Source organism: Paenirhizobium daejeonense (assembly GCF_014280875.1).
GTDB classification, from domain to species: Bacteria; Pseudomonadota; Alphaproteobacteria; order Rhizobiales; family Rhizobiaceae; genus Allorhizobium; species Allorhizobium daejeonense.
On sequence record NZ_JACLAL010000003.1, the window covers coordinates 590,517 to 615,732 of the forward strand.

The following is a 25,216-nucleotide window of genomic DNA, read 5'->3' on the forward strand; positions in this document are numbered from 1 at the left end:
GTTCGAAATCATCATTGCGTGTCTTTCACTTCAAGGGCTGAAATCAGATCAAGATGCCGGTCGAATGGGGGCGTGCGGCCGAGCCGTTCGCGCGCCTCCGTCGGGCTGAGTCCACGAAACTTCACGAGTGCTTCAAACATCGAGGATAGCGTATCCATCACGTCGTTGTCGGGTGCCCCGGCAAAACCTGTCCTAGGCGTCTCCTTGTCTTCCGCGGTATCCAGCCAGATGCGCTGAACGGGAACTGTTTCCTCGATGAGCCGGAGGAGTGCTAGGATGTCGGGCTTGAGTGAGCCGGCGCGATTCAGGATCGACGCGACAAGGTCGTGGTCGCGGGCAATCCGGTAGGACGTCCCTTGTGCTGAACGCCGCGCCTGCCAAGCCTCCGCTACAGCGTTCGAGCGTGTGCCCGAAACCGGCGTGATGTGGCCCCGGTGGGCAAAAACCCGTCTCGCGGTGTCGCGGGTTTCCGATGCCAGGCGGTGAAGCTGGGATCGCAGTCGTACCGGCGGACCGGCCGTCGACTTCAGGACATTGATCTTCCATTCGGCGTCCGCGCTGTTTGGTATGTCGAGCCGGATGCGTGCAAGCCTATGGGCTTCATCGCGCGGCCATGGTTTGCCGCCATCGCCGAGGCCCAGCCAGCCCCCGGCGAGAAGGAGACGCCTGTTGCGATAGACGTAGAAGCCCTCCTGCTGCGTCCATCCTCCGGGTCCGGCGGCGGCTTCCTGCTCGGTGGGCTTGAGCATGTCGCGGTGCGGAAGGACATGGCATTGAACCGTCACACCCGTGGTGTGGAGGATTCGATACTCGGGGCTTTCGAGCGCCTTGCCGGGATGTCCCATCAGGTACGGATCCCAAGGCTTCACCTCTCGGGCGTTAAGAAGGAGGCGAAGTCTAGGCTGCTGACCGTCAAGAAGGCGATGAAAGGTCATCGCAAGATGCGCCTCGACGCGATCAGCAAGCTCGATCATGTCGGTGGCGGCGAAGCCATCGGTCACGATACGGTCCAGTTTCTCCCAGAGAACGACCGTGCCGTGGGCCATCTGGTCAAGCGGCGCAAGCAGATGCTCAGACCCCGGCGCTGGTCCCTCAAAGAGTGGCCATTCGGCGCCTGGCTCCTGACCGATGAGATCGAGGTCCCAGCGCAGGCACACGACAGGTCCACCGTTCTGCCGACTGGCTACGGTCAATCGCCGAGCCTGCGAGAAACTTGCTGTCTTCAGCCCCAGCCCGAAGCGCCCGAGGTCGCTGGTGGAGCGTTCAGCCCGCGGATCGCGTGCGCCGAGCCGCATTCCGGCCTCCAGAGCAGCGTCATCCATGCCGTCGCCGTCATCAACGATCCGAACCCAGCTCTCCAGACCAGCCCATTCGAGATGAACGGCGACTTCGCTCGAATTCGCAGCAATGGAATTATCGACCAGATCGGCAAGTGCAGTAGGAGGTGCGTAGCCGAGACCGCGAAGAGACTCGAGCATCGAACCGGCATGAGGAGGAGCATTTCTTACACCCGCCATCACAACCCCAGCAATTCTTGGAGGCGACGCTTGCGACCAGGATGGGAAAGACGATCGAGACCCTTCGCCTCGATCTGGCGAATGCGTTCGCGCGTCACTCCATACAGCTGGCCGATCTCCTCGAGGGTCATGTCGGCGTCACGCCCGATCCCGAAGCGCATCCGGATCACATCAGCCTGACGCTCCGGCAGTTCAGCCAGTGCGTCCGTCACGATCCTTTCGGTCTCTGCCTGATCGAAGACATTCGCTCCCACCTGCTCGGACAGCAAATTATCCCAGTCGTCGATGCTATCGGGATACTCGACCTCACGGGGAATCCCGCGAAACTGTCTCACCTCGTCAGTTGTCCATTCCAGTTCAGCGGCGAGTTCATGGTCGGAAACAGTGCCGTCAACCCGGACTTCGAGCCTTTCCATGGCACGATCAAGCTTGGCGATTTTCTCGTTCCGATGCACCGGGATACGGATTGCTGCGCCTTCATCAGCGCGCCATCGTACAATGGCCTGCCGCATCCAGTAGGTGGCATAGATCAGGAAGCGATAACCGCGCTCCGGATCAAAGCGCCGTGTGGACCGCTGCAGACCCACGAACGCCACTTGGAAGACGTCTTCCGGTTCTTCGCCTTCCTCCACGTTCCGTGCTGCAAAGCGCCGTACGTAAGACAGGTGCTCGCGGACAAGGTGCTCGGTGACAGCTTCGAAGACCAGAATCTGTGCATCCAACTGGATGGCATGCTCTTGGCACTCGGGGTCCTGTTCCAGGATGCGGACCAACTCCTTGTGAAAAGCCAGAGAGAAATCGAACGCTTCGAGCGCCGCAAGCGCTTCTCTTCGCCGTTTACCGTCCATCACGCGACCATTGGTCTGCCAGGACTTCAGGGCCTCCGCAGCGGCCATGAATTCGGCAGTCTCGGTGTGGCCCGGACGCGAAGGAATGATGGTCCTCAGCGAGACAGAACCGGGGTCTCGAAACCCGGCGCGGATGTTGTCGACGACATTGAGGATCGTTTCGACGGCAGCTTCGGAAGCGAGAATTCCCAGCTGAAGCTCCTGCTTTGCCCGTACCATGGGCTCCAGCAGCTGCAGTTCGGCGGACTTATCCATGACGAAGCGCTGCGTGCCGGGTAGCCGCGTCGCACGAGTAAGGGCTGCCTCAATCGCTTCAGCCAAGTCGTCGGGCGATATGTCCGATCTGGTGTCCCAGAACTCGACATTATACCTGTTCACCTGATCGACCAGATCGAAGCCCGCAGCTTCCAGGTTGCGCTGGAGGTTGACGCGCAGTTCCTCTAAATCACCATTGCCTTCGCAAAGGGCAACCAGCCGGTCGATATCATCGAAAGAGCACCATCCCTTCGCCAGAGTTTCCACTGCCCAATTGATGCAGATCTCCGGATCGATCGACAGTCGCGTGCCGGTCTGGACGACAGCGCGTCTGACCGATTGTCGGCCACGATTGCGGACCCTCAGGAAGTCATGCTCTGCACCATGATCGGCGACTCCTGCCGCTCTAGCGCTGATGCCCTCTCCGACAATCTGTGCAGGTGAAAGGTCTAGATCCCAATCCCCGTAATCATCATCCGAAATAGCAGGTGCCGAACTGACGAGCGCGACAAATGTCCCCGCAACCATTTTGCCCGTGTACTGGCCGAAGAATTCCTCGGGCTCTTCCTCGGCCTCGAAACTCAGGAGACCATCGAGGTCGTCAGTTGTATCGTCCGGACCCGTCTCTTGGATCAAGGTGAGGCGACGCTCTGGAACTGCATCAGTATCAACCGGGGTGGTCTCGATCTCCGAGATATCATCGTGGTCGTCGACCGGCTGGGGCTCCGGTGACCTCGCAACAAGCGAAGACAGCAGCTGCGCGGCGAAACCATGCCCTTCGGCAAATGCCACATCAGCGGGTGTCTGCCGGTCATGGTTCCGTGATGTGGGATTGGCCCCCGACCGAATGAAGAGATCGCAAACGGCAAGATTCCCCGTGCGCGCGGCAAGGTGGAGCGGCGTGTCTCCCTTGGGGTCGGTCGCGTGCAGGCGAGAGGATGCCGCGAAATTGGTAAGTCTCTCGAGTTTCCCTTCGGCAATCAGCCGAATCTCGACAGGGTCGAGAACATGGCTTTCCGGTTCGCTCGTCAACCGGGCGCGACTGCCGAGGATACGGGACAGTCTATCCATGATCTTCATGGACAACCTCCCTGTTGAGAAGCACGATCTGCTGATCCTGCGGCTTCCTTGCACCGGGATCGGTATCAAGCCCGAGACGCCTGAGCGCATAATACAGCAGCGCGCGCCGGACCTTGATCTTGGCCTTGCCCCCACGCATCCCGTAGTCGAGGGCGATGACCTTCGCTTGGGCTTCCGAAAGGGCAGGGTGGGGTCCAATCTCCAGTGTGACCTCAATATTCCAGTCGCGGTCATCCTCCGCAGGCACGCCGCTCTCCTGCGACCCACGAATTTCAAGCATCCGGGAGAGCAAGAAGTCCTTGAACGCCTCGTCAGCAAGGCAGAATGCCCGGGTGTGCCAGCGGAATCCGTCGAAACCGATGGCGTGGGGAGCAATCCAGCGCCAACGCGGCTCAGGGCTGGATAGGGACTGGTACCTCACCTCGATTGCCTGGGAGTGTCGAATGGCACCGACCACCGACCGGAGCGTTACCGGATTGACGCCACGCACAGGTGTCGGGGCAGATGCGAAGGATGGAAGATTAGCGACCCAAGAGTCCTCGCGGTCGAGGATTCCGTCAGCCACCGACCGCAATTGGGTGAGATAGCGACTCGCGTCTGGCTCGAGGAACAGAGGCTTGAAATCCGAGCCGCGGATATAGGTCCGTGCACTCTTATCATACACCATGTTGTCTGGCGCGAAGCCGATGTAACGGTTCAGGTCGGTGGATGCTTGGTTCACCGAGAGCCCGAATTGCTCCATCAGGTCGCTACGATTCACATGCCCCTCCCAAAACAGGCGGAACTCTATGAACTCGAGACGCTGCTCGACTCCCCAGCGAAGTTCGGACCTCACGTTGTCCACCACGGCCCCCAAATCATGATGCGCATGAAAACTATGCGCGCCCATTTTTTGGGCCTATGTCAAGCTAGTCAATGGATCCCTGCGTGGCAATCACAATTCTTGGTGGCAATCACAATTCTTGGTGCAATGTTAGCTTCTTCCTTCGTTGATCCTAAAGGCTGAGTTGGTTAAGCTATCGGCTGTGTCGGCCTATAGCTCTTACCTGTTCCACAGCCAGTTCGAGATCATTGTCCGGGAGCCTACGTGCAACGGCCTGCAGTTCTTCGAATAACTGCGCTCTTCGAGGGGATATGGCCGTCTCATCGAAGTCGAACAGATCGCCAAGCGGCACATCAAGCGCCTGGGCCAGCTGTTCGATGGTGATGAAGTTCGGCAGGCTTTTGCCGCGCTCAAGGTTCGACAGGGCATCGACCGAGCGGCCAATGCGAACCGCCAGTTCTTCCTGTGTCAGCTTCTTTTCCTTGCGGAGTTGTCTGAGGCGAACTCCGAACTGCGACTTCGTGACCATACCCGTATTTCAATCCGGGTTGAGATTTACGGAACGGAGTACACTTGGAAACGATTTGTAAACCCGTATAGTTATACGAGTTTTAAGGTGAATCCCGAGTCTGTTTCTGTTTGTCTCGCGTCTCTACCGTTTGCGGATTTGCATGAGGGACTTCCCCTCCAAAATTTCCAACCACGCCCGGTATAACGACCGGGACAAGACGGAGTTCCTGTCGTGAGCACAACAGCACGATTTTCATTCGCACTCATGGCCCTTTCGGCAGTGCCGGCTCTCGGTGCCGATATCGACCGCCCGATCATCGGCAATCAGGGCGGCTTCACCTATGTCGAGCCTACCGGCGTGACGGTGGAAGACCAAGGTGGTGTGACCGGCTATGTCGAGGGCAGCTTCAACAAGGCCTTTGATACACCCTATGACGTGGACAGCCGGACCTGGGCACTGCGTGGTTCCGTCAATTTCGAGGGCGACAGCGGATTGAACTTGCAGATTGATGCCAATTATGCCCGAACATCGACCGAACATGTCGATGTCAATCAACTCGGTGGCGCCGGTCACATCTACTACCGCGATCCATCTCTTGCCGTCGGCGGTTTCTTTCAGGCAAACCGGCTGGATGCGGGCTATCTCGATTACCTCGGTGACGATGCGATCAAGGATTACATGGGCGGCATTGAAGCGGCGTGGTTCACCGATCCGGGAACGCTTTACGGTCGATTGGGCTATGGTCAGGCAACCTTCGCCGGTTATTCCGCCGATCATTACTTGGGCTCGGTTAGTGCACGCTTTTACGTGAACGACAATCTGCGCTTCGATGTCGAAGGCAGCCTGAACCGTATCAGCTATTCAACGGTAGACCTGGATACACAGTCAGTTGTCATCTCCGGCAATTACCGGACGGAAGCCATGCCGGTCACACTGTTCGCCGGTTATCGCTATGACCATCTCGACCTGTCTGCAAACAACACGTCGATTACTACCGGCAATACCAATACGGTCTTTGCCGGCTTGCGGTTTTCCTATGGCTCGCGCAGCCTGAAGGATGAAGAGCGCAAGGGGCCGGTCTGGACAGCGTCAACGCTGTTGCCATAAGCCAAGCGTGAGATTGCCGATATACCTGCAGACCTCTTCATGGCAAGATGAAGGGGTTCTTCAGTCCCCATGATCAGACTGAGATGGAAAGGAACCCGAGCGATGAAGCTGCTTTCCGAACCGCCGCGTAAACAGGAGACTGATCCGTTTATGGAACTCCGACGTGAACTCCGCACTGTATTCTGGCTGACGGCCACCACGTTGGTGTTGACCTTTCTTCTCTTCGTGCGGGTCATGTTTTTATCCGCACCGTTTCCGTAAATATTGAATAATTACAATAACATATTGTTTCAATCAGGTTTTCATCCAGAATGTTCAGGTCAACACAACTTCTGGAGTTTCATGTATCATGAGTAGCACGCACCCTTACACGGCCGACAAGGCAGCCCTTCTCGCGGACTATGTCGGACGCGACTTCCTTCGCCTTGCACGCGAACTGCGGCGGGTTCAGGAACAGCGCAGCGACCTGTTTATCGAGGTTGCCGAGGAGATCGGCCTTGGACGCCGCAAGGCGTTTGCCCTTGCCCGCGTCGCCCGCATATTCGACGATCTCGACATCGATGATCTGCGATTGAACAAAATCGGCTGGGCCAAGCTCAACAAGGTCAGCAGCCGCCTCAACGAGGATAATGCCGAACGGCTCCTCACATTGGCGGAAGAACATACGTCCCACCAGCTCGACTCAGTCCTGAAGGGCGAGCTGCCGGTCGATGGCGCCAGGGTTGTTCTGCTGTATTTCACCGAGGAGGATTATGCGCTCCTGAGCAAAAGGCTGCTCGAACATGGCGCACAGCTCTCCTCGAACGGCGGGATCGCCGGCAAGGAACAGGCGCTGATGAGCCTCATCAGGGAGCTTGGTGGTTCCTGATTGTTTGCGGATTCGTTCCAATCCCCTGTTGCCCGGAGCATGAAGATGCTCCGGGCATTTTGCGTTTCAGGCGGCTGTGTATCGGCCACGAAACTGAGCTGAACAGGGCATTCCTGCGAGACAGGGCTGGTGCATGGTTTGCTCCGGTCCGCGGCGCACTGCTTGCAATGCAGGGAAAGCGTCGTCAGCTTCTGTCTCGGCAGGACATGATGTTCGTGACTTCTGAACAACGGACATCGGACCTGTCTTCATCTCTCGAATGAATTTGGAGGCCGCAATGAATTTTCTGGACGATGACGCCCCCCTGCTGGACGAGGAGGGAAGCGGTGGTCCGGTTGTCGACGCATCCTTCCTGACTGTCGCTCAGTTGGTAAGGCGTTGGCAGATTTCCGAGCGTCACATTCGTCGTCTCATCGATACCAACGCACTTTCCGTTCACCGTTTCGGAAGAAAGGTGCGTATCGCCAAGGAGGAGGTGCTCGCCTACGAACATTCCTGTCGCTGAATTGGTGCCGGCCAATCTAGCTGTTTCGACGGCGAATACGGTCATGGGGAAACACCCATGACCGATTTTCAACAAAAATAGGCAGTGGGGGTTTCACCAAGCGTTCCCTCCTGCATCCCCAGTCATCACCAGACATGTCACGTCATGAAAGGAGGCTTCACCATGGCCGCTCCTAACGATCCCGCTTTGACTCTTGAAGGGTTGCGGGCACGTCTCGAGAACGAGACGTCACTTTCTCCCTCAGTACGCGGAGAGCTGCGCTCGAAGCTCAAGCGTTTTGCCGATGTTGCGGGCAAGCATCCCTCGGAAATCATTGCCGACCCTGCTGTCATCCGCAAGGTCGTGGCTCTGGCCAACTGGCAGTCGGCGGGCCTTTCGAAGAAGGGGTGGGCGAATGTGACCTCCGGGGTAACCCGCGCAATGGTCATTGCCGGTATCAAGGTCCACCGTCGCCGCAGGAACTTCAAATTGTCCTTGTCCTGGGAGTATCTGTTGGCGCAGATGAGCCGGCGCGATCACGATGAAATCCATCGTTTCGCGGGTTGGTGTTCTGTTCATCAGATAGCCCCCTTGTCTGTCAATGCCGGCACGTTCGCCGCTTATCTGGATTATCTCACGAACGAAACGATCCAGACCAATCCTCGCGAACGGTGGCATGTGGCACACAGGGCATGGAATCGTGCGGTTGTTGCCGAAGGCGAGGCTTTCCCGGTGATACCCGATATCGCTCTGCCAGGGTGGCGTGGCTTGGACTGGTCTGCCTTCCCGGAAGCCCTGGTCGCCGAGTTTGATCAGTATGAGAAAAAGATGCTTGTGGGCGACCTTCTGGCAGATGAAGAAATTCGCCCGCTAAAGCCGATTACGATCAAGGGGTACAAGGACAAATTCCGCTGGTATCTGTCGCGCCTTGTGGAGAGTGGCGTCCCGATCGAGACGTTTTCGTCGTTGAACGCTTGCGTTGCCGTGGAACTCGTGAAGCGTGGCATTCATGCCCATCTCGGCGGGCGCCCCCTTGATGACAAATCCCGGCCCGGCCTTCATGCCATGATGACGGCGATCCTCAGCGTCGCCAATCATGTGGGTGTCGGTACCGAACAACGGGCCTTGCTCCACAAGCTTGCACGCAAGGTTCGTCATCGCCCGACCGGCATGACGGAAAAGAACAGGAATCGTCTCGCGCAATTCAAGGACCGCGAAGCCCGGCGTATGTTCATCCGGGCTCCGTTTCTGGTTGCGCAGGAGTTGAAGGATATCTCCAATCCGACCGCGCATCAGGCGTTGCGGATGCAGTATGCGGCAATCCATGCGCTTCTTCTTCATCTGCCGGTTCGTGTGAAGAATGCCGCTATGCTCGATCTCGACAAGCACATTTATCGTCCTCCGGGCAAGAAAGCCGGCCGGTGGCGTGTGCATTTCGAAGAGGGTGAGGTGAAGAACAAGGTGGTGATCGACGCCGAACTGAACGAAAAGACCAGCGCCTTGCTCGATCTGTATGTCAGGGTATTCAGGCCGCGTCTGATGAAAAAGGCCACGAGCAGGCTGTTTATCAATCAGCACGGGGTGGCCAAGGAAACTTGCACTGTGTCGAAGCAGTTTTCCAAGTTCGTGAAAAGGGAAACGGGCTTTATCGTGAATGCCCATCTGCTCCGGCATTTCGCGGCTTTCACGTTCCTGGAGGCAAATCCCGGCCATTACGAGACGGTCCGTCAGTTGCTCGGGCACAAGGACATTGCTACGACCATCCGCTTTTACGCCGGTGCTGAAACTATGAACGCGCTGGAGCGTTATGATCGTCTGCTGGCCCGGCTCATGCGTTCGGAGGGCGATGGTGCGAAGGAGCATGCGCCCAAGGTTCACGGTCTTGATGCGGAGGATCTGTGATGGACAAGGAATCCTTCACTTCCATGAAGCTGAAAGACTGGCCGGGCCGGGATCGTGAGCTGTGGCATAAGGCGCTCCAGCCGGGTGACATCCTGGATGACGACGTTTCCCCGGCATCTGCCTGGCGCCCTGCCACCCGGCGTTCTACAGAAAAGGCTTGGGGGACTTATCTCTTTTGGCTGGAAACGAGCGGCAGCCTTGAGCCTGACGATACGCCCGTCAAGCGGGTGAACTTGGCGTCCATGTCTTCGTTCATCGCGCTGTATTCTGTCGGCCGCGCTGAATTGACAGTCGCGGGGACCGTGAGAGGGATTGCCTACATGCTGCGCGCCACGGCTCCTCCTGACGGGATGCCCTGGCTGACGAAATTGGCGCACCGTCTGATGAACAATGCGGCATCCGTGCGCCCCAAGCTGCCCCGTATGGTGTCGATCAGTGATCTGGCGAGCCTCGGCCTCAAGCTCATGGCCGATGGCCGAGCGATGCTGGCAAACGGTAAGGCAGATGGGGCGATGACGTTTCGTGATGGCCTGATGATCGCCGCGCTGGTTTCACGCCCGATGCGTCGTCGTAATTTCGCAGCCTTGCGGCTGGGCGTATCGTTCCTTGTGACCGATGCAGGGGCGCGTGTTGTCTATCCGGCAGAGGAAACCAAAAGACAGCAGCCCATCGATTTCTTTTATCCGGACTGGCTTCATGAACACTTTGATTTCTATCTCGCAAGAGTTCGTCCCATTCTCATTCACTCCGGCAAATCAGAAGATGCTGGCTGGCTGTGGTTGGGCAGGAGGGGCACGGTTCTGACAGAGAATTCCATCGGGACTATCATCGGAGCGACAACGGAAGAACATCTTGGCCGTCGTGTCAGTCCTCATCTGTTTCGCGATTGCGCGGCAACGGACGTCGCGCTTCACGATTCATCTCATGTCGGGATCAGCAAGAGTGTTCTCGGTCACGCCACACTCGCCAGCAGCCAGACCCATTACAATCAGGCGACGTCGTTCGCGGCCATGCGGCGCTATCAGAAGGTTCTGGACGATTTTATGGACGAGGGGGAATGACCATTCCTGTGCAATCAATTGCAAATTTGAATCAAATCTTAACGATGGTGCGGGTCATGCGTTTGGGACCGTTGTCGAGAAATGAGGGTGGTGCGCGAATGGCGCCACTCGGCCCGTGGTACTCTGGTGGTCTTTTTCATCCGGTCATACAAGATCGGAGATGGAACACGACACAAGAACCTTCAGCGCCGAAACGGATCGGATCGAGAGCTTGTCTCTCGATACAGCTGTTGTTTGCCCGGTGGGTCGCCGCGGTCATCGTGATGGCATTGCCGTCATCAGCGACGTCCCCGAGTCACTACCGGTCACGGCCGAAGAGATCGGGCTTCTTCGTGCGTTCCTTCGTGATGAGATTTCTGCCATCCTTCATGGTGACGACGGACCGAGGAAATAGCCAATGACCGCTATGAAGGCCGCTATTTACGTCCGCGTCAGCACGACCCGTCAGGCCGAAAGTGATCTATCAATCCCCGATCAGGTCAGCCAATGTCGTTCCTATTGCGACCGTCAGGGATGGCAGGTCGTTGACGTCTTCACCGAGCCTGGGGCTTCAGCGCTCGATGAGGACAGGCCGGCGTTTCAGGAAATGATCTTCAAGGCAACACGCTTTGACCATCCGTTCGACCATGTCGTCGTGCATTCGCTCAGCCGTTTTTCACGGGATGCCCTGCATTCGGAGCTTTATGTCCGGCAGTTGCGGAAGGCCGGTGTCGAGCTGGTTTCCATTACTCAGGACATAGGCCAGGACGGCAGCGGTGAGTTCATCCGCAAGGTTCTGAACATTTTCGATGAACATCAAAGCCGTGAGAACGCAAAGCATGTTCATCGCGCCATGCTCGAGAATGCGCGGCAAGGCTTCTGGAATGGCGCTCGCCCGCCGTTTGGTTATGACACGGTGGTCAAGGAAATGCGCGGCGCCAAGGAGAAGAAGGTGCTCGTGGTCAACGAGGATGAAGCCCGCACCGTTCGTCTCATCTTCAACCTGGCCGCAGGAGAGAGGGGACGGCCGCTGGGCGTCAAGGCAATAGCCACCCATTTGAACGAGCGGGGAATTTCCCGCAGGGGCGTGCGCTTTTCGACCGGTGGGGTTCACGATCTTCTGACATCGACCACCTATATCGGTCAGCACCATTTCAATCGCAACGACAGCCGTAATCGCAGTGCTCGTCCGCCCTCGCAATGGATCGATCTGCAGGTTCCTGCAATCATCGATGAACAGACGTTCAATGCAGTGCAGGGACTTCTTCAGAGTCGTAACCCCAAGCGTGTCGCGCCGAGGGTAGTTAACGGCCCAACTCTGCTGGCGGGGATAGCGCGTTGCGGCTATTGTGGAGCGGCTCTGATCCAGAACACTGGCAAAGGAGGTACCTACCGCTATTACTGCTGCTCTCGCAAGCTCAAGGAGGGGCCGCTATCGTGCCAGGGTATTCGCATGCGCATGGAACGCCTTGATGACATTGTCATCGGGGAGATTCTTGAGCATGTTCTCAACCCGGCCCGTCTTACGGTGCTTCTCGAGGCCTACCTGAAATCCGCTACCGAGCGGGCTGACAGGAACAAGCACGAGATCGACCGGCTGCGTCAGAAGCACCGTGATACGCAGGCAGCTCTCACGCGATTGCTGTCGCTTGTAGAGAGCGGTTTGATGGAGGCAGAAGATCCGGCGTTGAAAGAGCGCTTGCTTGGGCTGAAGTTGCAGCGTGACGAACTAGCTGTGGAGATCAAAGATCTGCAACAGCGCCTGTCATCGAGTGAGCCGGAGATCACGGCTGAAAAAATCGAACGCTTCGCAATGCTACTGCGTGATAAGCTGGCCAATGGCACACCGGAGTTCCGTCAGGCTTATGCCCGGATGGTCATGCGGGAAGTAAGTGTGAGAGACGACGAAATCAGGATAAGCGGATCCAAGGCAATCTTGGCTAAAGCCACATCCCAAGGCCTCGGCAAAACTGATTGCGCTCCCTTGATTCGTCGCTAGCCACAAAAGCGTCGTTGATTTCACTACTGTTTCACAACCACCATCGCAAAGGTATAGGCGTCTCGATCCGATAGCTTTGTCCGTCCCAGAATTGAAGATATAAAAAAAGGCCCGCCGAAGCGGACCTTTCGAAATCTGTTTGATCGAATCGGGGTCAAAAATCGAGGTTGAGAACGTCCTGTTTCAAGTAGTACCGTGAGTTCCGGCCGGTCGGTTCGAACAAGGACTTGATACCTTTATCTGCGACCTTGTCGCGGACGGTGACACCGAACATTCCTCTCTGCTCTGCCAAGTGCGCCAGCGAGATGTAGTTCTCCATGAAGGTTTCAACTGACTTCGAGCAGATGTAGTCGCGCACTCGCTGCGTCTTCGGATTGAAACCTTTTACGTGTTTCAGGAAACCGAAGTTCAACAGCTCCGTCACTGTGCCAGTTGCCGTTGCCAGCTTTTGGCGCGCTTGTGCGGTGTTCATCAGACCGCACTCCTGATCAGCCGGATCAAAGATCGGCAACGTCAGTCCAGTCGCCGACTTCTGCCGGTCCTCAACAAGTGGCTGAAGCTCCGCCAAGCTTACTCCTAGTCCTGAAATAATTCCATCCTCACTGAGACGGCGAAGACCGGCCAGCTGTCCGTTGAAGACGAGTTCGATGATGTCGACAATGGTGCAGAACAAAATCTGGGTGGCACGACCAATAGGAACCAGCGCCTCAATCTCTGTCGGCGTAGCCATGGGCGCGTCCAGGCGCTTTTTGAAGGCGTCGAAATCAGAACGACGCACGCGGGAAAAGATTCGTGTTCCATCCTGGGCAGCTTCGACACGGGGCAAAAGATTTGCGTCTAGCATTTGCCGTACGCGATCAATGTTGATGCCAAGCTCTGATGCGATTTCAGGTGTTGTCAACGTAGTCAGGGCGACAGAGAGAATGTCGTGCGTCCGTTGCGCATCAAGGTAGATGCGCCCGCTCGACAAGTCTGTCGGTTCCGTCAGACCCGCGTCTAAAGCGAGCTGATAAACTCGGTCTTCAAACATTCCATATTCGATGCTGGCGGACCGAACGGAATGAAGATGGCGTTGACGTGTGGGAAGAACAAACGTTTCATCGCTGCCGATAGGCAGGTTTCGCTCGGCGATGCCCTGAAAAAGCTCGATGACTCCCGCGAACTCGTCTTTGTCTTCGTTGCGCAGTAACCAGCGGCGGAGCTTGCCAAAAAAGCCCTGCATCTCAATCGCGAAGGGACGTTCCCGTGTAATAACTTCAGCGATCATTGCTTCAATGCGTTCCGGCCCCTGGCAGGCAATTTCGAAACCGTAATCGACCAGGCTTAATTCCCCGACCGCTGTCGCCGCACTTTCGACGAGTCCGTGCTGGATCGCGAAATTGCCGATGTTTCGGCAGAGATCGATTGCAACGTAGGCTTCGAACTGATCCAGGAATTCATTGCTTGATTTCCCGTAGATGCGATTTTCCACATAGCGCGCGACTTCTACTGAAGCGGCCAAAGGCACTGTCACACCCTCTTCTCGGAGACGCTCCAGATTGTCTGCAACATAGCGAGCGAAGTCACCTTGAGCCTTTTTGTCAGGCGCAGCTTCTACGATGACGCAGCCATGGTCGACGCATGCCTCGACCGCTCGCGTCATCCATGCTGCGCGGACGTAAGGGCGTGTTTGTTCCCGTCCACTGCCTTGCTGGAGGTCAGCAGCAACGCATTTCGGGCAGTAACGGTGATAGGGCCCGACCCGCATGTCCCTGCTCATCAATGCAGGGCCAAGCCACCAGTTAGAACCGGCTCCGCTGCTTTTGATGTTGTAAGAGGATAACTGATCGGCGGGCACACCTGACCACTCCGAAAGCCGTTTGATCGCTTTTGCTTCTCCGCGCTCGAACGGCAAGACATTTGTGCCGTTGAGCGAGAGAAAAGCCTCTAGTGAGCGATAGCTGTTCGCCATTGCCAGGCGAGAAAGCACGCTCTTGCGGGTCTCTTTATCATGATATTCCAGGGTGACGCGGAGGGTCATTTCGATGCCTTTTTCCTGGAGCGCTTCGGTTCTACCGTTTTGGGGACGAGGTCGATGAGAGCGTTGCTGCGATCAAGATCGACCCAAGCCTTCGCCGTAATGATGTTTTCAGAAGGCAGGCTGCCGGAGGTGCGGCCATAAACGAATTCAAAGTCCTTAGCCTTTACAGCTAAGTGTTCTTTGGCCAGAGCCTTGTAGCAGGCTGCCCGGACCATCTCGATCAACGTACCAATCCCGCCGCCTGTCGCCTTCACCAGCCGCCCGAGGAAGTCGGGGGTCGTCAGCGCCTTGTCGACTTTCAGGCCGCAGTTGGCAGCGATGTCAGCAAGGATTTCTTCGACACGCTTGTTGTCAGCGGGTGATGACAGGGTGTCAAAACGCATAACACTCGACCGATTAGGCATTTGCTGGTCACCGGTGAACAGTTCTGACAAATCATCAACCCCGCTCAGAATAAGGTGAAGAGGCCAGTTCTCGATCACCAGGAGGCTTTTGAAGCGATCCTTAAGCCCCATCACGGCTTTGGAGCTGCCACTTTTCTTAAGATGCTGCGCCTCGTCGATGTGGAGCAGGATAGTTCCGGAAGCGCGAAGCTGGTTTTTCAACTCGTCGTACAGAACAGTCTCGTTCGAGCTGTAACTGCCATCCGCGCCCAGCTTGCGCAGGACATGGATTGCGAAGTCCTTTGGAGTAAAAGAGTATTCGACCTCGATGCTCAACATCGGGATGATCTTCTCGTTGTGCTCGTTTTTGTAAGGCTTAAACTCATCAAAACTGTTCAGGACATGCGTGATTGCCGTCGATTTTCCGGTTCCGGACTCGCCGATGATCGCCAGGGTGCGGCGGCGGCTGCCGCCTCCTGCCAGACAATCCTGTGCGTGTTCCCAGAACTCTTCAATGCGAATACGAAGATGTTTGGTCAGCGGAGTCGAGACGATACGGCAGTTCTCGCGGACGCGAAGCGCGCGAAGTTCCTCAGCCTTATTGATCATGATCAGTATTCCTCGTCGTATTTCGCAAAGTTGGAAATGAATTCTTCTGTTTCGGAATCCTTGTCGTCCTCTGCCTCACCGGTCGCTACCGGGGCCTGTTCCATCTTGTCCTTGCTGAACAGTTCCGGCTTGTTGGTGACGACGCCAAGATGCAGCGGGTCGTCCGGAAGCGGGCCCTCGTGGAGCAGCGGCGGGACATCCTCAGACGCAACGACATTCCACGAGCCGAACACCTCGGTTTCCCATTTCAGGAAATCGGCTACAGTCGGAATGCGGGGCGAAAGGCCCGCACGCAGGGTTGCCGCTTCACCGATCTTGCGAAGGCGATTGATGGCCTCGTACATAACCTTCAAACCCCGTTCCGCAGCGGTCGCATAGTGGGCACGAAGTTCGTTGCGTGCCGCGATCCACTCCGCCAGGGAAACGCTGTCATCGAGACCAACGGTGTTACGTGCCACGAGCCACCCTTTGTCGGACTCGAATGCCACCTGGGCCACGCCTTCCGGATCGAATTTGATCATAATTTCGATTTCCCCATGCTTGGTGCGCATGCGTTGAAGCTCCGGGTCGTTGTAGGTGATGCCCATGAACGTGACGCCATAGGGGGTGATGCGGCGTTTAACCTTGTGGCCGAAAATCTGCAGCATTTCAGCCGCACCGGGCGGGTAGTCGATCTCATATTCCTGGCAGGCTTGAACCCAGGCATTGTGTGGAGTGTTTCCTCCAAGCCCCTCGTGCGGCTTGTTGTGGTAGATGTCGCAGATCGCGAAGATGAAAATCTTGATCAGCTCCTCGACCAGCAGACTGGCGTGTTTCTGCGGATCGTAATCACCCTTGGCCACGACATTGTGGAAGGTACGGCCGTCGAAATACGGGGTGATCAGATGCCCAATGGAATGAAACAGCTTCTCGATAAACGGACGGCAGGCTGGTTGGCCCGCAGGTGGGCGGGTGGCTTCGATACGAGCGAGGCGAAGTACATCCTGGGTCTTCTTGGCGATGAACTCCGAGCCGTTATCATGGGTAATAAACCACGGGCGGACTTTCGCGATCCACGGCGTCTGCGCACCCACATGAGTGGACAGGTGCCGTTTATCAGTCATGATCATGCGGATCGTGGCGACAGCCGACGCACCGTTGGGAGCCAGGCTTGCCTTGAAGGCCAGGATATTGCGCGTCGCCACGTCAATGGCGGCTCCGAAGTAGATGCGCTCACGCGGGATTTTATCCTGGACGTCCTCGGGCAGGATCGCCCAGATTCCCGTCTCCACCAGCAGGGACACGAGATCGACATTGACGAAGTCCATCTCGATGCGCTGCCCGGGCGCAAGCACGGTGAAGCTGCGGCGGATCGCCATAAACTTACGGATGGCGAATTTCTCACCCAGGCGGCTCGCCACGACCTGGAAGGCGTCGAACTTGGCGATCATCGCCTCGAACTTCTTGCGCGAGACCTTTTCGACCTGGCGGTGCACCGCAACGGTTTTATTATGCTCTTGAAGAGCGGCCAAGTAGTTGCGGTAGATGTGAGCCTTCGTCGGACGACTGCGGTCGAGGTAGCCCAACGCCTCCTTGTGTGCGAAGGCAATCGACGCCGGTTTGAACGAGAACAGCTTTGGCCCGGGCCCATGATGGCGCGGCAAGAGCGCCATCACATCCATGTCGCAGCCGTGATAGAGGTCGTGCCAACGTTTGAAGGTTTTGGCGCTCGGGCGGTTGAAGACGATGATCTCCTCCGCCTGGTCGGCGCGGCCCCTCTCCGTTTCTTCATCCTCTTCGTCCAGGTCTAGCAGATCGCCGATGACCTCTTTGCGCCATTTGCGCAGATACGGCTCCAACACTTTTTCGGAAAAAGGCAGGCGCTTCCCGGTAAGTTCGCACTCGTCGGCGTACTTGTGCAGCATCTTCTCGCGCCAAAGGGCGATAGTTTGAAGATGCGGCCTGTCGTCGAAGTCGCTCCAATTCTGGTCGCCGAAGGCTGCGCGAAGCGCTTGCTGAGCGACGCCATTATGGCCGTATTTGATTTCGGCCTGATTGGAATCGAGTGCCTTGTAGATTTCCGAGTGAGTCAGGAAAATTTTGCGCTCTGCATCGTTCTCGGCCTGCATCATGTAACCGAGGTCATCGCGCATCAGCGGGATGAAGTTTTCGTTGCGCTTTTTATCTTCGTAACGGTCCTGCCGGGCCATCCCGATCATGGAATGGATGAAGCGGCGTGCGGGTACAGGGCGAAAATCCATGGGATGTCCTTTCGTTGATTAGACGGTGGAGCGGAGGGGTCAGGCGGTGCGCAGCCAGGAGAGTTCATCGATAAGGCCACGACTGACCGGTTCGATGAGGCCGAGGTCGAGGAGACGCCAGATGGCGGTACGGCGTTTGGCGCGAGGCCAGCAGTTCAGGAGCAACTGTCCGAAACGAAAGGCACCGGGAAGTTGCTGGACGATGTCATAGAGTACGGCGCATTCGGCCTGGTCGTGATGAGAACGGGACGAGAGCAGGAAATAAGCGTTTTCGAATGCTTCCTGGGTTGCCTGCGCATTCGTTACCAGAGCGACGGCATCAGCGACGCCGACCGAGCGCTTTCCACCCTTGCCGATCCCGGTGACGCCGTTGTCACAGATGCGCTCGATCAGATCGAGCATCTCGGCACGTTTACGTTCGTACTTCACGACGATTGCGATACGGGTGCCGTCGAGAAGCTCGATGAAGTAGTCGCAGGTATGGTGATGCACCTCTCCATCCTCATCGATCCATTCGACCTTTGGGTATTGGGAGATCAGCCGGGCAAGGCCGCGATATGTTTGAAGAACGACGCTCACACGATGTTCAAGGCCGCTTTCGTGGTAGATGACAGTGTCACGGTAGAAGGTGTGACCACGCGTCGTCTTCGCTTGCTTGAGCGCGGGCATGCGCACGGCAAGGCCATGATCGGGCTCGTGCCAGGCGGAGCGGGGCTTGGCCGCCATCGAACCGCTGACCGCGAGGTAGCTGGCGGAAGTCGGCACCGGCAACTGATCAAGGCTGGAAGCCGATCCGTTCGGGAAGGAAAGTTCACGCAGTCCAGCGCGTTTCAGGTAAAGATGCTTGGCGATCTTATGAGTATGACGCACGTCCGTGCTCCTCAATTTGGCAAAGCTTCGCCCTTGGCTGAATAGCCAAAGGATGCTGCCTGATGTTTTCGGATTAGGTTGCGGGCCGGAGGCCTTAGGAACGGTCGAACGCTTTCAGGCGCTCGCCGACTGACGAGAAGAAGCAGTCCTTGACGTCATAAAAGCCAAGGCAATCGGTGGTCGAGAAATCGTCAGCCGGGTGGTATCCGAACCAGTTGCGCTTGGCCTTGCCTTTACGACGCTTGGGACGCACGTTTTCGTTCCGTGTCGCCACGGTTTTCATTCCAGGGTTTGCCATTTGGTTGATCTCGGTTTAACGCTGAACCCTGCCCGACATCATGTCGATGGTTCGCAATTCCTTGCCGCGTTGATGGCGACGAGGGGATAATCCGATATCTTCACGGCCACCGCAGGTGTCGGAACCAACTGAGACAAGACTCATTTCGGTTGCAACATCGCGAGGATAAGCAACCTTCGGGCGTGGCTGACCGAACGTTTCGCGACAGGTCGCGACGGCTCGAAGCAGTCACCAAATGGCCATGTGTTGGGAGACAGGTGGACCTGGAATGCGCGTGCGCGCCAGCAGTCGTTAAGGCAGTTAGCCTGCGAACCCGTAGCGAGCGCTGAGCGCTTGATGAGGTATTCGGAAGAACGACATTACTCTTCTCCAAAGCACGCGCCGCAACGAATGCCACCGGTAGACAGGTAAGTCCAGCCGAGGGTTGTTAAGATTTTATTAAAGATTGAAGTATGGTTAACGCGATATCGGGCCACGTTGTTGTCCCATGCAGCTTCGTGGCGGTGAAATAGGGTGACCCAAATTGGAGAACCCTACACATGAAATTTCTGAAGTTGCAAAGATTAGGCGAGGTGCAGGAGAAGCTGAAGCCCGTTCTTGCAGAACTCGGACTTCAAGCGCGATATGAGAGAAACTCGACTTTGGGAGGGGACATTTGCTTCGAAAATGAAGACGGCAGCTTGCATCATGCGGTGACCATCCTCGTGACGGATACACTCTTCACCAATTCTTCAAATCCCTGGAAGGGCACATGTCTGCAGATCAAGGATGTCGGAGAAGAGCCGCTGGGCTATGGCGACTGGAAGTTTGTCGAATGGGGCTGTCCATCCGATACTCCCAAATTTCGCGGGGACGTCGATGAGATATTTGCTCAAATCGCGACGTATCTGAAAGAGTATCCGGTTCTGCGCATTCGCAATTCGCATCCCGGACTGATCGACAACACCGATTTCGTTAAGGTCCTGCGCGACGTTGAACAAACAATTCAAGACAAAACGGATAGATCGATAACGGTGAACAGGATCGATGGTGTTCTTTCGATCAACTTTGAAGTCGGGGACGACAAGTGGCGAATTGATGTCGCCAATTACGACGCTAAACTTGTTATCAATGACGTAGAGGTCAATACGGTCAAGGGTTTCAGCGTCCCGCAGGTTAAGGAAATGCTCTGGGAAGAATGGCGCAAGCGCGACATTCCTGACCTGGGTTTCGACTTCTAAGGCAAGAGTCCCTGATCCACCAAACCGGTCAGGGACCTTCCTCCTCCATCAGGATGTGTGCACGCCATTCTAGCGCCTTGCGACGCGCAGGATTTTGGCTCTCGGACATGCTTCGGAAGCCGGATGCTGTCTTCCACCGTATACCGTCGAGCTTCTGCCGCGCCGCTAGATCGATATCCACATCCTGGCCTGTGAGAGCGGCATGGATGACGTGGCCGATGACGCGATAGATGACCGGCGGCGTCGTTTCGCAGATTTGTGCACATTGCTCATGGAACGACCCAAGAAATGTCCAGTCATCTGGTATCCCCTGCAGCCTCTTCAAAATAGAAAGCGACAGTGGCACGGAATAGGTTTGCAGGTCTTCGAGCCGTGGTGTGACGGTATACGTTTCGTCCCTGTTGAAGCCTCTTTCATGCCAGTTGTTAAAGGTGTCAGAACTTCCGCGAATGAGGCTCAGGGTATCGCGCGCGTCCTTATGACCGTGATCCGCCAGCCATTCCGTCGCCCATTTGTGATACTTGATCTGGTCTTTCGTCCGCGACTCTTCTGGAATTGCTTCAATCTCCGGTAAGAAGCCGAAAGCCACGTCAGCGATAGCCTCGCCGACCGTTATTTTTATCGGGTTCGCCAGAATCGGCTGCCGGAGCCGCGATCCGTACTCCTTTGCCACACCCATCAAGATTGATCTCGGCCGATCCTGTGGCACGCCGAACGATAAAGCGTTCAGTTCAAAATCTGTGATTAGATACCCCAGCTCGTCGGCCTGACGCGCCAGCCGGTTGCGAAGGGGAAGATGTTTTGGGCCGCGAAACTCTGCAGAAGTTTCGAAGAAGAAGCCTTTCGGCCTGATATCCCGGAGCAGCTGAAACGCGTGGCCGAACTGCTGACGTTCGTCGGCTTCGCCTCGGCCTCTTTCCTTAAACGGTTGGTCTGTGAGTGTCGCAGCAAGAAGATGGACATCTTGCCCTTTGAGGCGACCGATCTCGCCGTTCAGATCAGCGAGAAGTTCGTCGTTGTCGATCTGAAAGCGCCGCACGTTCCAGCCGTGCGGGAATGTTCGTTTTCTGGGCTGCTCCAGAGGCAGAGGGTTAAACCGTACTGCGGAAGTGCCCTCCATCGTATAGGCGACAACTTTCTGTCGACCGGATGGCGTCAATGAACGGCCTCTCGGCCTTCCCGGCTTCATCGACGTGTAGGTTGCGCGAGCACGGAAACCGGCCGCATCGAGCCCGACTGCTTCAACCCCGCTCGCAGCACGCAAGATGAACGCATTCAGCTTTCCAACCGGTCTCGGCGAGAAGCGTCGTGAGAGAGTGCTGCCGCCATGAACACCGGCGAGATAAGCAATGGACGACAGCGCGTCCCAGTGAGCGTGTTCGGAATTGTCGGAAGGAAATCCGCCTAGAAACCCGCCTGCCTGAAGCGCCACAAGTGCGTGTCTTGCTTGCGCAAAATATATAAGGGTTGGGGAGTCAATTTCGACAAGGCCCCATTCTGATTTCGGAATATCGCGACCCGGAAATAACTCGTCGAATTCCTTGAGAAGGGTTTTCGCTAGGGCGACAATTTCATCTTCTTTCTCTCCGAAGAACGTTTCCTCAATCGCGCTAACCTTTACGCCCTCCTGACGTAACGCTTCGATGTCTTCATCGCTCAGGTCTGCAAGGACATTGTAGTCCTCAACCCTCTCATAGTAATGGCGCACATATCTCAGGCGCTCTGCATATCCTTGCAAAGCGATGTGCAGTTCCCTGACCATGGAGGTGAATGACTGCTGCCGCTCTCGCGCCATGCGAATACATTCGGCTTCGAAACATTCCTCCCGAAGTTTTTTAACGATATCGATATCCGGAACTTTCGAGCGCTCTGGAATATCGCGAAGGCGTACGATTTCGTTGGCACCGAGAGGTCCACCGGCAATGCCGAGGGTCATTGCCTGAGCGATAGCTTCGTCGCTGGACTGCACGAGTGCACGAACGCCGTCGTATCCCAGCCCTTGTGACTTGATCGAATCCTCGTAGTGAGCGAGCTTCGACTTCAATTCCATGTACGTGGTGATTTCATCCTCATTCAGGCCGCAGTCGCGGAGAAGAGAGATGATGTTTGCAGTGTCGTGCGTTTTTCGAAGGCTATCGATCTCTTTAGCGAGCGCGAAAATGCCTTTGCTTTGGTTCAGGCGCATCCTGTTGATTGCAATACCTGCCGCGTGAAGGGTTTCATCAGACGGCGATCTTTTGCTGGGGCGATTTTTTGCAGGCATTTTTGACGAGAATTCCTTGCGGTGGTGTTTCCCATTGCCACAAAAGGAATTCTCGTCGTCCAAACAGAACGATTAAATCTTGAAATACCTTCAGGATTGATCGCTCGGTTGCGTCAGCCCCGGATTTTTCTCCGGCTGGAGCGCTCTATAATCTCGGCCACTTTCTCTGGATCGAGAGTGCAGCGATCAAATAATTCCTTAGCGAGCGCGAGCAGTACATCGCGCTCGTTCTCAAGTATTCCTTTCGCGCGGGAAAATTCGTGTGCAAGTTTCGCGTCGATGTGTTTGCGGAGATCGGGATCGCTGCGACGCAGGGTTTCGAGACCGTCATCATCCGTTGCCACGCAATGACGGTACGACGCTCCCATTCCAAAGGATGTTTCCATCATCGTGGCCAGCCAGGTGGCCCTAGCCAGATCGGACGACTGACCCGCACCCGCACCGTCAAAAGTTTCCCCGAAGATCAGGTCTTCAGCGGCAAGTCCTGCCATCGTCATCGCGATTCGGTCGCTGTAGTTGGCTCTCCCCCGGTTCGCGATCATTGGCATCTCAAAATACGCGGCTCCTGCCTGACTGCTAGCGCCTTTACCGAGCGACAATTGTTGGACGAGACGCGTGCCGACGTATTTGCCGACGCCGAGCCTGACCCCTACCAAGGTATGTCCGGCTTCATGAACCGCGTTGGAGTAGCGGTGTTCATCGGTCAATCGGACGACTTCCGGCAACCCTTGAAGCACGTCATCAATGGTCAGATTTCGCTTTTCCCGGCGAGCGATGCGGCGAGCGTGGCGCGCCGCTTGGGCGAGGTCGGCACCGGACATCCCTTGTGTCGGGACGACCAGCCTTTCCAGTTCAGCTGCCGGGATGCGGAAGTCGGCATGCTGCGACAGGATCGCCAGCCGATCTGCAGCACCCGGCAGCGGGATCGCCACATGTCGTTCCAGGCGACCTGCACGAACAACGGCGGGATCGATCCTGTCATAGTGATTGGTCGCGCCCATGACGATCACGCCCTCTCTGCCGTCGATCCCATCCAACTGTTCAAGGAAGGCATTGACGACCTGGATCGAATAGTCAGCATTGTCGTGTTTGAATTTCTGCCGGTCGCCAATTGAATCCAGTTCGTCAACGAACAGGATGGATGGCACTGCTGCCCTTGCAGATACGAAGTCCGCCCTCATGGCCTTCAACAAATCCCCAAGGTGACCGCGTGATTGCCACTGGGCAAGGGATGTCGCGATCAGTTTTACGCCGCATTGCTTCGCCACGGCCTGAGCGAAAATAGTCTTGCCCACTCCGGGAGCGCCGCTGAGGACAATGCCCCGGTCCACGTCATCCCAATCGATGACGCCATTTCGCCAGTCTTCCAGGTCCTGCGCCAGCTGCATTCCCCAGGCTTTTGCATCGCCGTACCCGTACATGTGCTCCAGAGCAGGAACCTCCCGAGATGGTCGGTGCGTCACCACGCCTTCCTGGTCGGGTCCGGCCGACGCCAACCGTTCCAGGACCGAGGACATCGACCGGCCGCGACGGAGGGCCGACCACAACAGCTGCTCCGGATATGAAACTGCTTGCTTCGCCTCTTTGCTGCTTACCTTGATCCCCAAGACGATCCGGCATGCGATCTGCAGGTCGCGTGGTGTGATCGGAGGGATGTTGGTGATGACGTCTGCGCCGACTTTGATCTCGGCAGGAATGATCGCTCCATGCTCGACGATCACGATGGCTCGCCGCTTCTTCGAGCACTCATCGCGGAAGGTGTCCAACGTCTTCGACAGCTTGTCGCTTTTCAGGAGATACATGAAACCACGATCATCGCGGCGGAAGTCATCATCGGGGAATAGCTGGTCTAGAAGGGCTGGTCCGTACCGGACGGGTGAATGACTTTCTGGTGCGACCAGAACGAGGATGCCTTCGCCGCCTCCCGCGAACACGGGGTGGGACTTGAGGGATCGCTTCAACGAGCACATGAATGCGAAGTCTTCAGCGGTTTTCACGCTGGTGAATTGTTTCTTGGACATGGATAACCCCTGAACAGTTGGACTGTTCTTCGAAACCGGAGATCAGCCGCGACGGCGGCGGACGGTGGATTCGGGTCCGATCAAAGCTTCGTCGAGATCGATGTCGATGAAGCGGTTAAGGACCATGGACGCCATGCCTGCTATCGGCCGCGTCTCTCGAAATACGGACAGGCATTCGGCAAGCGTCAGGGTTCCATGTTCGTCCAAGGCGGCAAGCAGCCTCACACGATCTTCAAGACCAGTCTGGAAGTTTCCGTAACGTAGAAGGTCCTTGGCATTCTTCAGCCGAATGAGGGGAAGTTCGGCGCGACGTACCGCCTCATATTGGTGACCGTCTGCGCGTACCGCCCCTTCAATCCATAAGGGCGTGTCATCGGTCGCGGCATCGATAACAATGATGTCATTGCCAACTTTGGCGACGAAATCTGGCCGGTAAAATTCCTGTCCGTCACTGAAGGGGAGAGGTTGGCACCGCCATTCCGTGATGGCGTCATCGACGTCGAGAAGGCAGGCAACATCCCGTGCGAACTGGCTGCGAAAGACGGCAGGACCATCGCATCGGATCGTGGCGGACGGATAAAAGGTCTGGCCTTGAGGTGCGGTCTTCCAGGCAGGGGGCGGCGACGGCTCGATACTCATCTGAACTACTCACGATATTGCATGGGAACGGCCTCCGCAGAGGCGGCGATCACGGCGATATTCGTATGAGGTGCAGAGGGTGTAAGGTCATGGCGGGAACAAATAAAGAACATATTGACCAGAGTCAACAACTGACTTGTCGCTCGCCGCGATCCTGCTGGTTGCACGGGTAAGACCTCGACCACTCTCCAGCCGAACGCCCGTCAGAAATCACTGCCC

The 25,216-nt window shown here is 56.6% G+C and carries 21 protein-coding genes; 9 read left to right on the top strand and 12 right to left on the bottom strand.

The window, feature by feature from the left end; all coding sequences use genetic code 11:
- Positions 1-11 precede the first annotated feature (11 nt).
- From H4I99_RS09620 to relB, 4 genes are all read right to left on the bottom strand, one after another.
- On the bottom strand, positions 12-1,517 hold the full coding sequence (locus tag H4I99_RS09620) for an ATP-binding protein (protein ID WP_163900425.1): 1,506 nt from the start codon (positions 1,515-1,517) through the stop codon (positions 12-14).
- Positions 1,517-3,652 (bottom strand): sigma-70 family RNA polymerase sigma factor, encoded by a 2,136-nt coding sequence (locus H4I99_RS09625; protein WP_206110882.1) that lies wholly within the window; start codon positions 3,650-3,652, stop codon positions 1,517-1,519. Before H4I99_RS09625 ends, H4I99_RS09620 begins: the two co-directional genes overlap by 1 nt.
- Positions 3,653-3,683: 31 nt before the next feature.
- Positions 3,684-4,589: a helix-turn-helix transcriptional regulator gene (locus H4I99_RS09630; protein ID WP_194362072.1), complete on the bottom strand. Its 906-nt coding sequence runs from the start codon at positions 4,587-4,589 to the stop codon at positions 3,684-3,686.
- Positions 4,590-4,716: 127 nt separating this feature from the next.
- Positions 4,717-5,052: a type II toxin-antitoxin system RelB family anti-toxin gene (gene relB / locus H4I99_RS24695; protein ID WP_163900423.1), complete on the bottom strand. Its 336-nt coding sequence runs from the start codon at positions 5,050-5,052 to the stop codon at positions 4,717-4,719.
- Between the two features lie 213 nt (positions 5,053-5,265).
- Here relB and H4I99_RS09640 point away from each other — a divergent pair, with 213 nt between their 5' ends.
- The 8 genes from H4I99_RS09640 to H4I99_RS09670 all read left to right on the top strand — a co-directional run bounded on the left by H4I99_RS09640 (position 5,266) and on the right by H4I99_RS09670 (position 12,434).
- Positions 5,266-6,141 carry a hypothetical protein gene (locus H4I99_RS09640; RefSeq protein WP_163900420.1) on the top strand — a complete coding sequence of 292 codons (876 nt, stop codon included), beginning with the start codon at positions 5,266-5,268 and terminating at the stop codon, positions 6,139-6,141.
- Positions 6,142-6,243: 102 nt separating this feature from the next.
- Positions 6,244-6,402 carry a hypothetical protein gene (locus H4I99_RS09645; protein WP_163900419.1) on the top strand — a complete coding sequence of 53 codons (159 nt, stop codon included), beginning with the start codon at positions 6,244-6,246 and terminating at the stop codon, positions 6,400-6,402.
- Between the two features lie 88 nt (positions 6,403-6,490).
- Positions 6,491-7,009 carry a hypothetical protein gene (locus tag H4I99_RS09650; protein ID WP_163900417.1) on the top strand — a complete coding sequence of 173 codons (519 nt, stop codon included), beginning with the start codon at positions 6,491-6,493 and terminating at the stop codon, positions 7,007-7,009.
- A 277-nt stretch (positions 7,010-7,286) separates the two neighbouring features.
- A complete protein-coding gene (locus H4I99_RS09655) occupies positions 7,287-7,514 on the top strand; it encodes a helix-turn-helix domain-containing protein (RefSeq protein WP_163900415.1) in 228 nt (75 codons plus the stop codon).
- A gap of 420 nt (positions 7,515-7,934) precedes the next feature.
- Complete coding sequence (locus H4I99_RS09660) at positions 7,935-9,395, top strand: tyrosine-type recombinase/integrase (protein ID WP_206683977.1); 1,461 nt, start codon at positions 7,935-7,937, stop codon at positions 9,393-9,395.
- The gene (locus H4I99_RS09665; RefSeq protein ID WP_163900411.1) at positions 9,395-10,456 is read left to right on the top strand and encodes a site-specific integrase; all 1,062 of its coding nucleotides are present in this window, start codon (positions 9,395-9,397) and stop codon (positions 10,454-10,456) included. The genes H4I99_RS09660 and H4I99_RS09665 overlap by 1 nt, the downstream gene beginning before the upstream one ends.
- A gap of 160 nt (positions 10,457-10,616) precedes the next feature.
- Positions 10,617-10,850 (top strand): hypothetical protein, encoded by a 234-nt coding sequence (locus tag H4I99_RS24340; protein WP_164490784.1) that lies wholly within the window; start codon positions 10,617-10,619, stop codon positions 10,848-10,850.
- Between the two features lie 3 nt (positions 10,851-10,853).
- On the top strand, positions 10,854-12,434 hold the full coding sequence (locus tag H4I99_RS09670) for a recombinase family protein (RefSeq protein ID WP_163900409.1): 1,581 nt from the start codon (positions 10,854-10,856) through the stop codon (positions 12,432-12,434).
- Positions 12,435-12,588: 154 nt separating this feature from the next.
- On the opposite strand, the gene H4I99_RS09675 is transcribed toward H4I99_RS09670, so the two are convergent.
- From H4I99_RS09675 to H4I99_RS09695, 5 genes are all read right to left on the bottom strand, one after another.
- Complete coding sequence (locus H4I99_RS09675) at positions 12,589-14,454, bottom strand: TniQ family protein (protein WP_163900407.1); 1,866 nt, start codon at positions 14,452-14,454, stop codon at positions 12,589-12,591.
- On the bottom strand, positions 14,451-15,446 hold the full coding sequence (locus H4I99_RS09680) for an AAA family ATPase (RefSeq protein ID WP_163900405.1): 996 nt from the start codon (positions 15,444-15,446) through the stop codon (positions 14,451-14,453). Before H4I99_RS09680 ends, H4I99_RS09675 begins: the two co-directional genes overlap by 4 nt.
- A 2-nt stretch (positions 15,447-15,448) precedes the next feature.
- Positions 15,449-17,686, bottom strand: a complete 2,238-nt coding sequence (locus tag H4I99_RS09685; protein WP_163900403.1) for a TnsB C-terminal domain-containing protein — start codon at positions 17,684-17,686, stop codon at positions 15,449-15,451.
- A 39-nt stretch (positions 17,687-17,725) separates the two neighbouring features.
- A complete protein-coding gene (locus H4I99_RS09690) occupies positions 17,726-18,556 on the bottom strand; it encodes a hypothetical protein (RefSeq protein WP_163900402.1) in 831 nt (276 codons plus the stop codon).
- A gap of 94 nt (positions 18,557-18,650) precedes the next feature.
- Complete coding sequence (locus tag H4I99_RS09695; protein ID WP_162764483.1) at positions 18,651-18,830, bottom strand: hypothetical protein; 180 nt, start codon at positions 18,828-18,830, stop codon at positions 18,651-18,653.
- Between the two features lie 563 nt (positions 18,831-19,393).
- Between H4I99_RS09695 and H4I99_RS09700 the strand changes: the two genes are divergently transcribed.
- A complete protein-coding gene (locus H4I99_RS09700) occupies positions 19,394-20,074 on the top strand; it encodes a hypothetical protein (RefSeq protein ID WP_163900400.1) in 681 nt (226 codons plus the stop codon).
- Between the two features lie 28 nt (positions 20,075-20,102).
- Here H4I99_RS09700 and H4I99_RS09705 read toward each other — a convergent pair whose 3' ends face one another.
- Genes H4I99_RS09705 through H4I99_RS09715 form a run of 3 tightly spaced genes read right to left on the bottom strand, consistent with a single transcriptional unit; the run spans position 20,103 to position 24,997 of the window.
- A complete protein-coding gene (locus H4I99_RS09705) occupies positions 20,103-22,400 on the bottom strand; it encodes a DNA cytosine methyltransferase (RefSeq protein ID WP_163900399.1) in 2,298 nt (765 codons plus the stop codon).
- Between the two features lie 50 nt (positions 22,401-22,450).
- Positions 22,451-24,358, bottom strand: coding sequence for an AAA family ATPase (locus H4I99_RS09710; protein ID WP_163900397.1), 1,908 nt, complete (start codon positions 24,356-24,358; stop codon positions 22,451-22,453).
- Positions 24,359-24,400: 42 nt separating this feature from the next.
- Positions 24,401-24,997: a hypothetical protein gene (locus tag H4I99_RS09715; protein ID WP_163900395.1), complete on the bottom strand. Its 597-nt coding sequence runs from the start codon at positions 24,995-24,997 to the stop codon at positions 24,401-24,403.
- Positions 24,998-25,216: the final 219 nt, after the last annotated feature.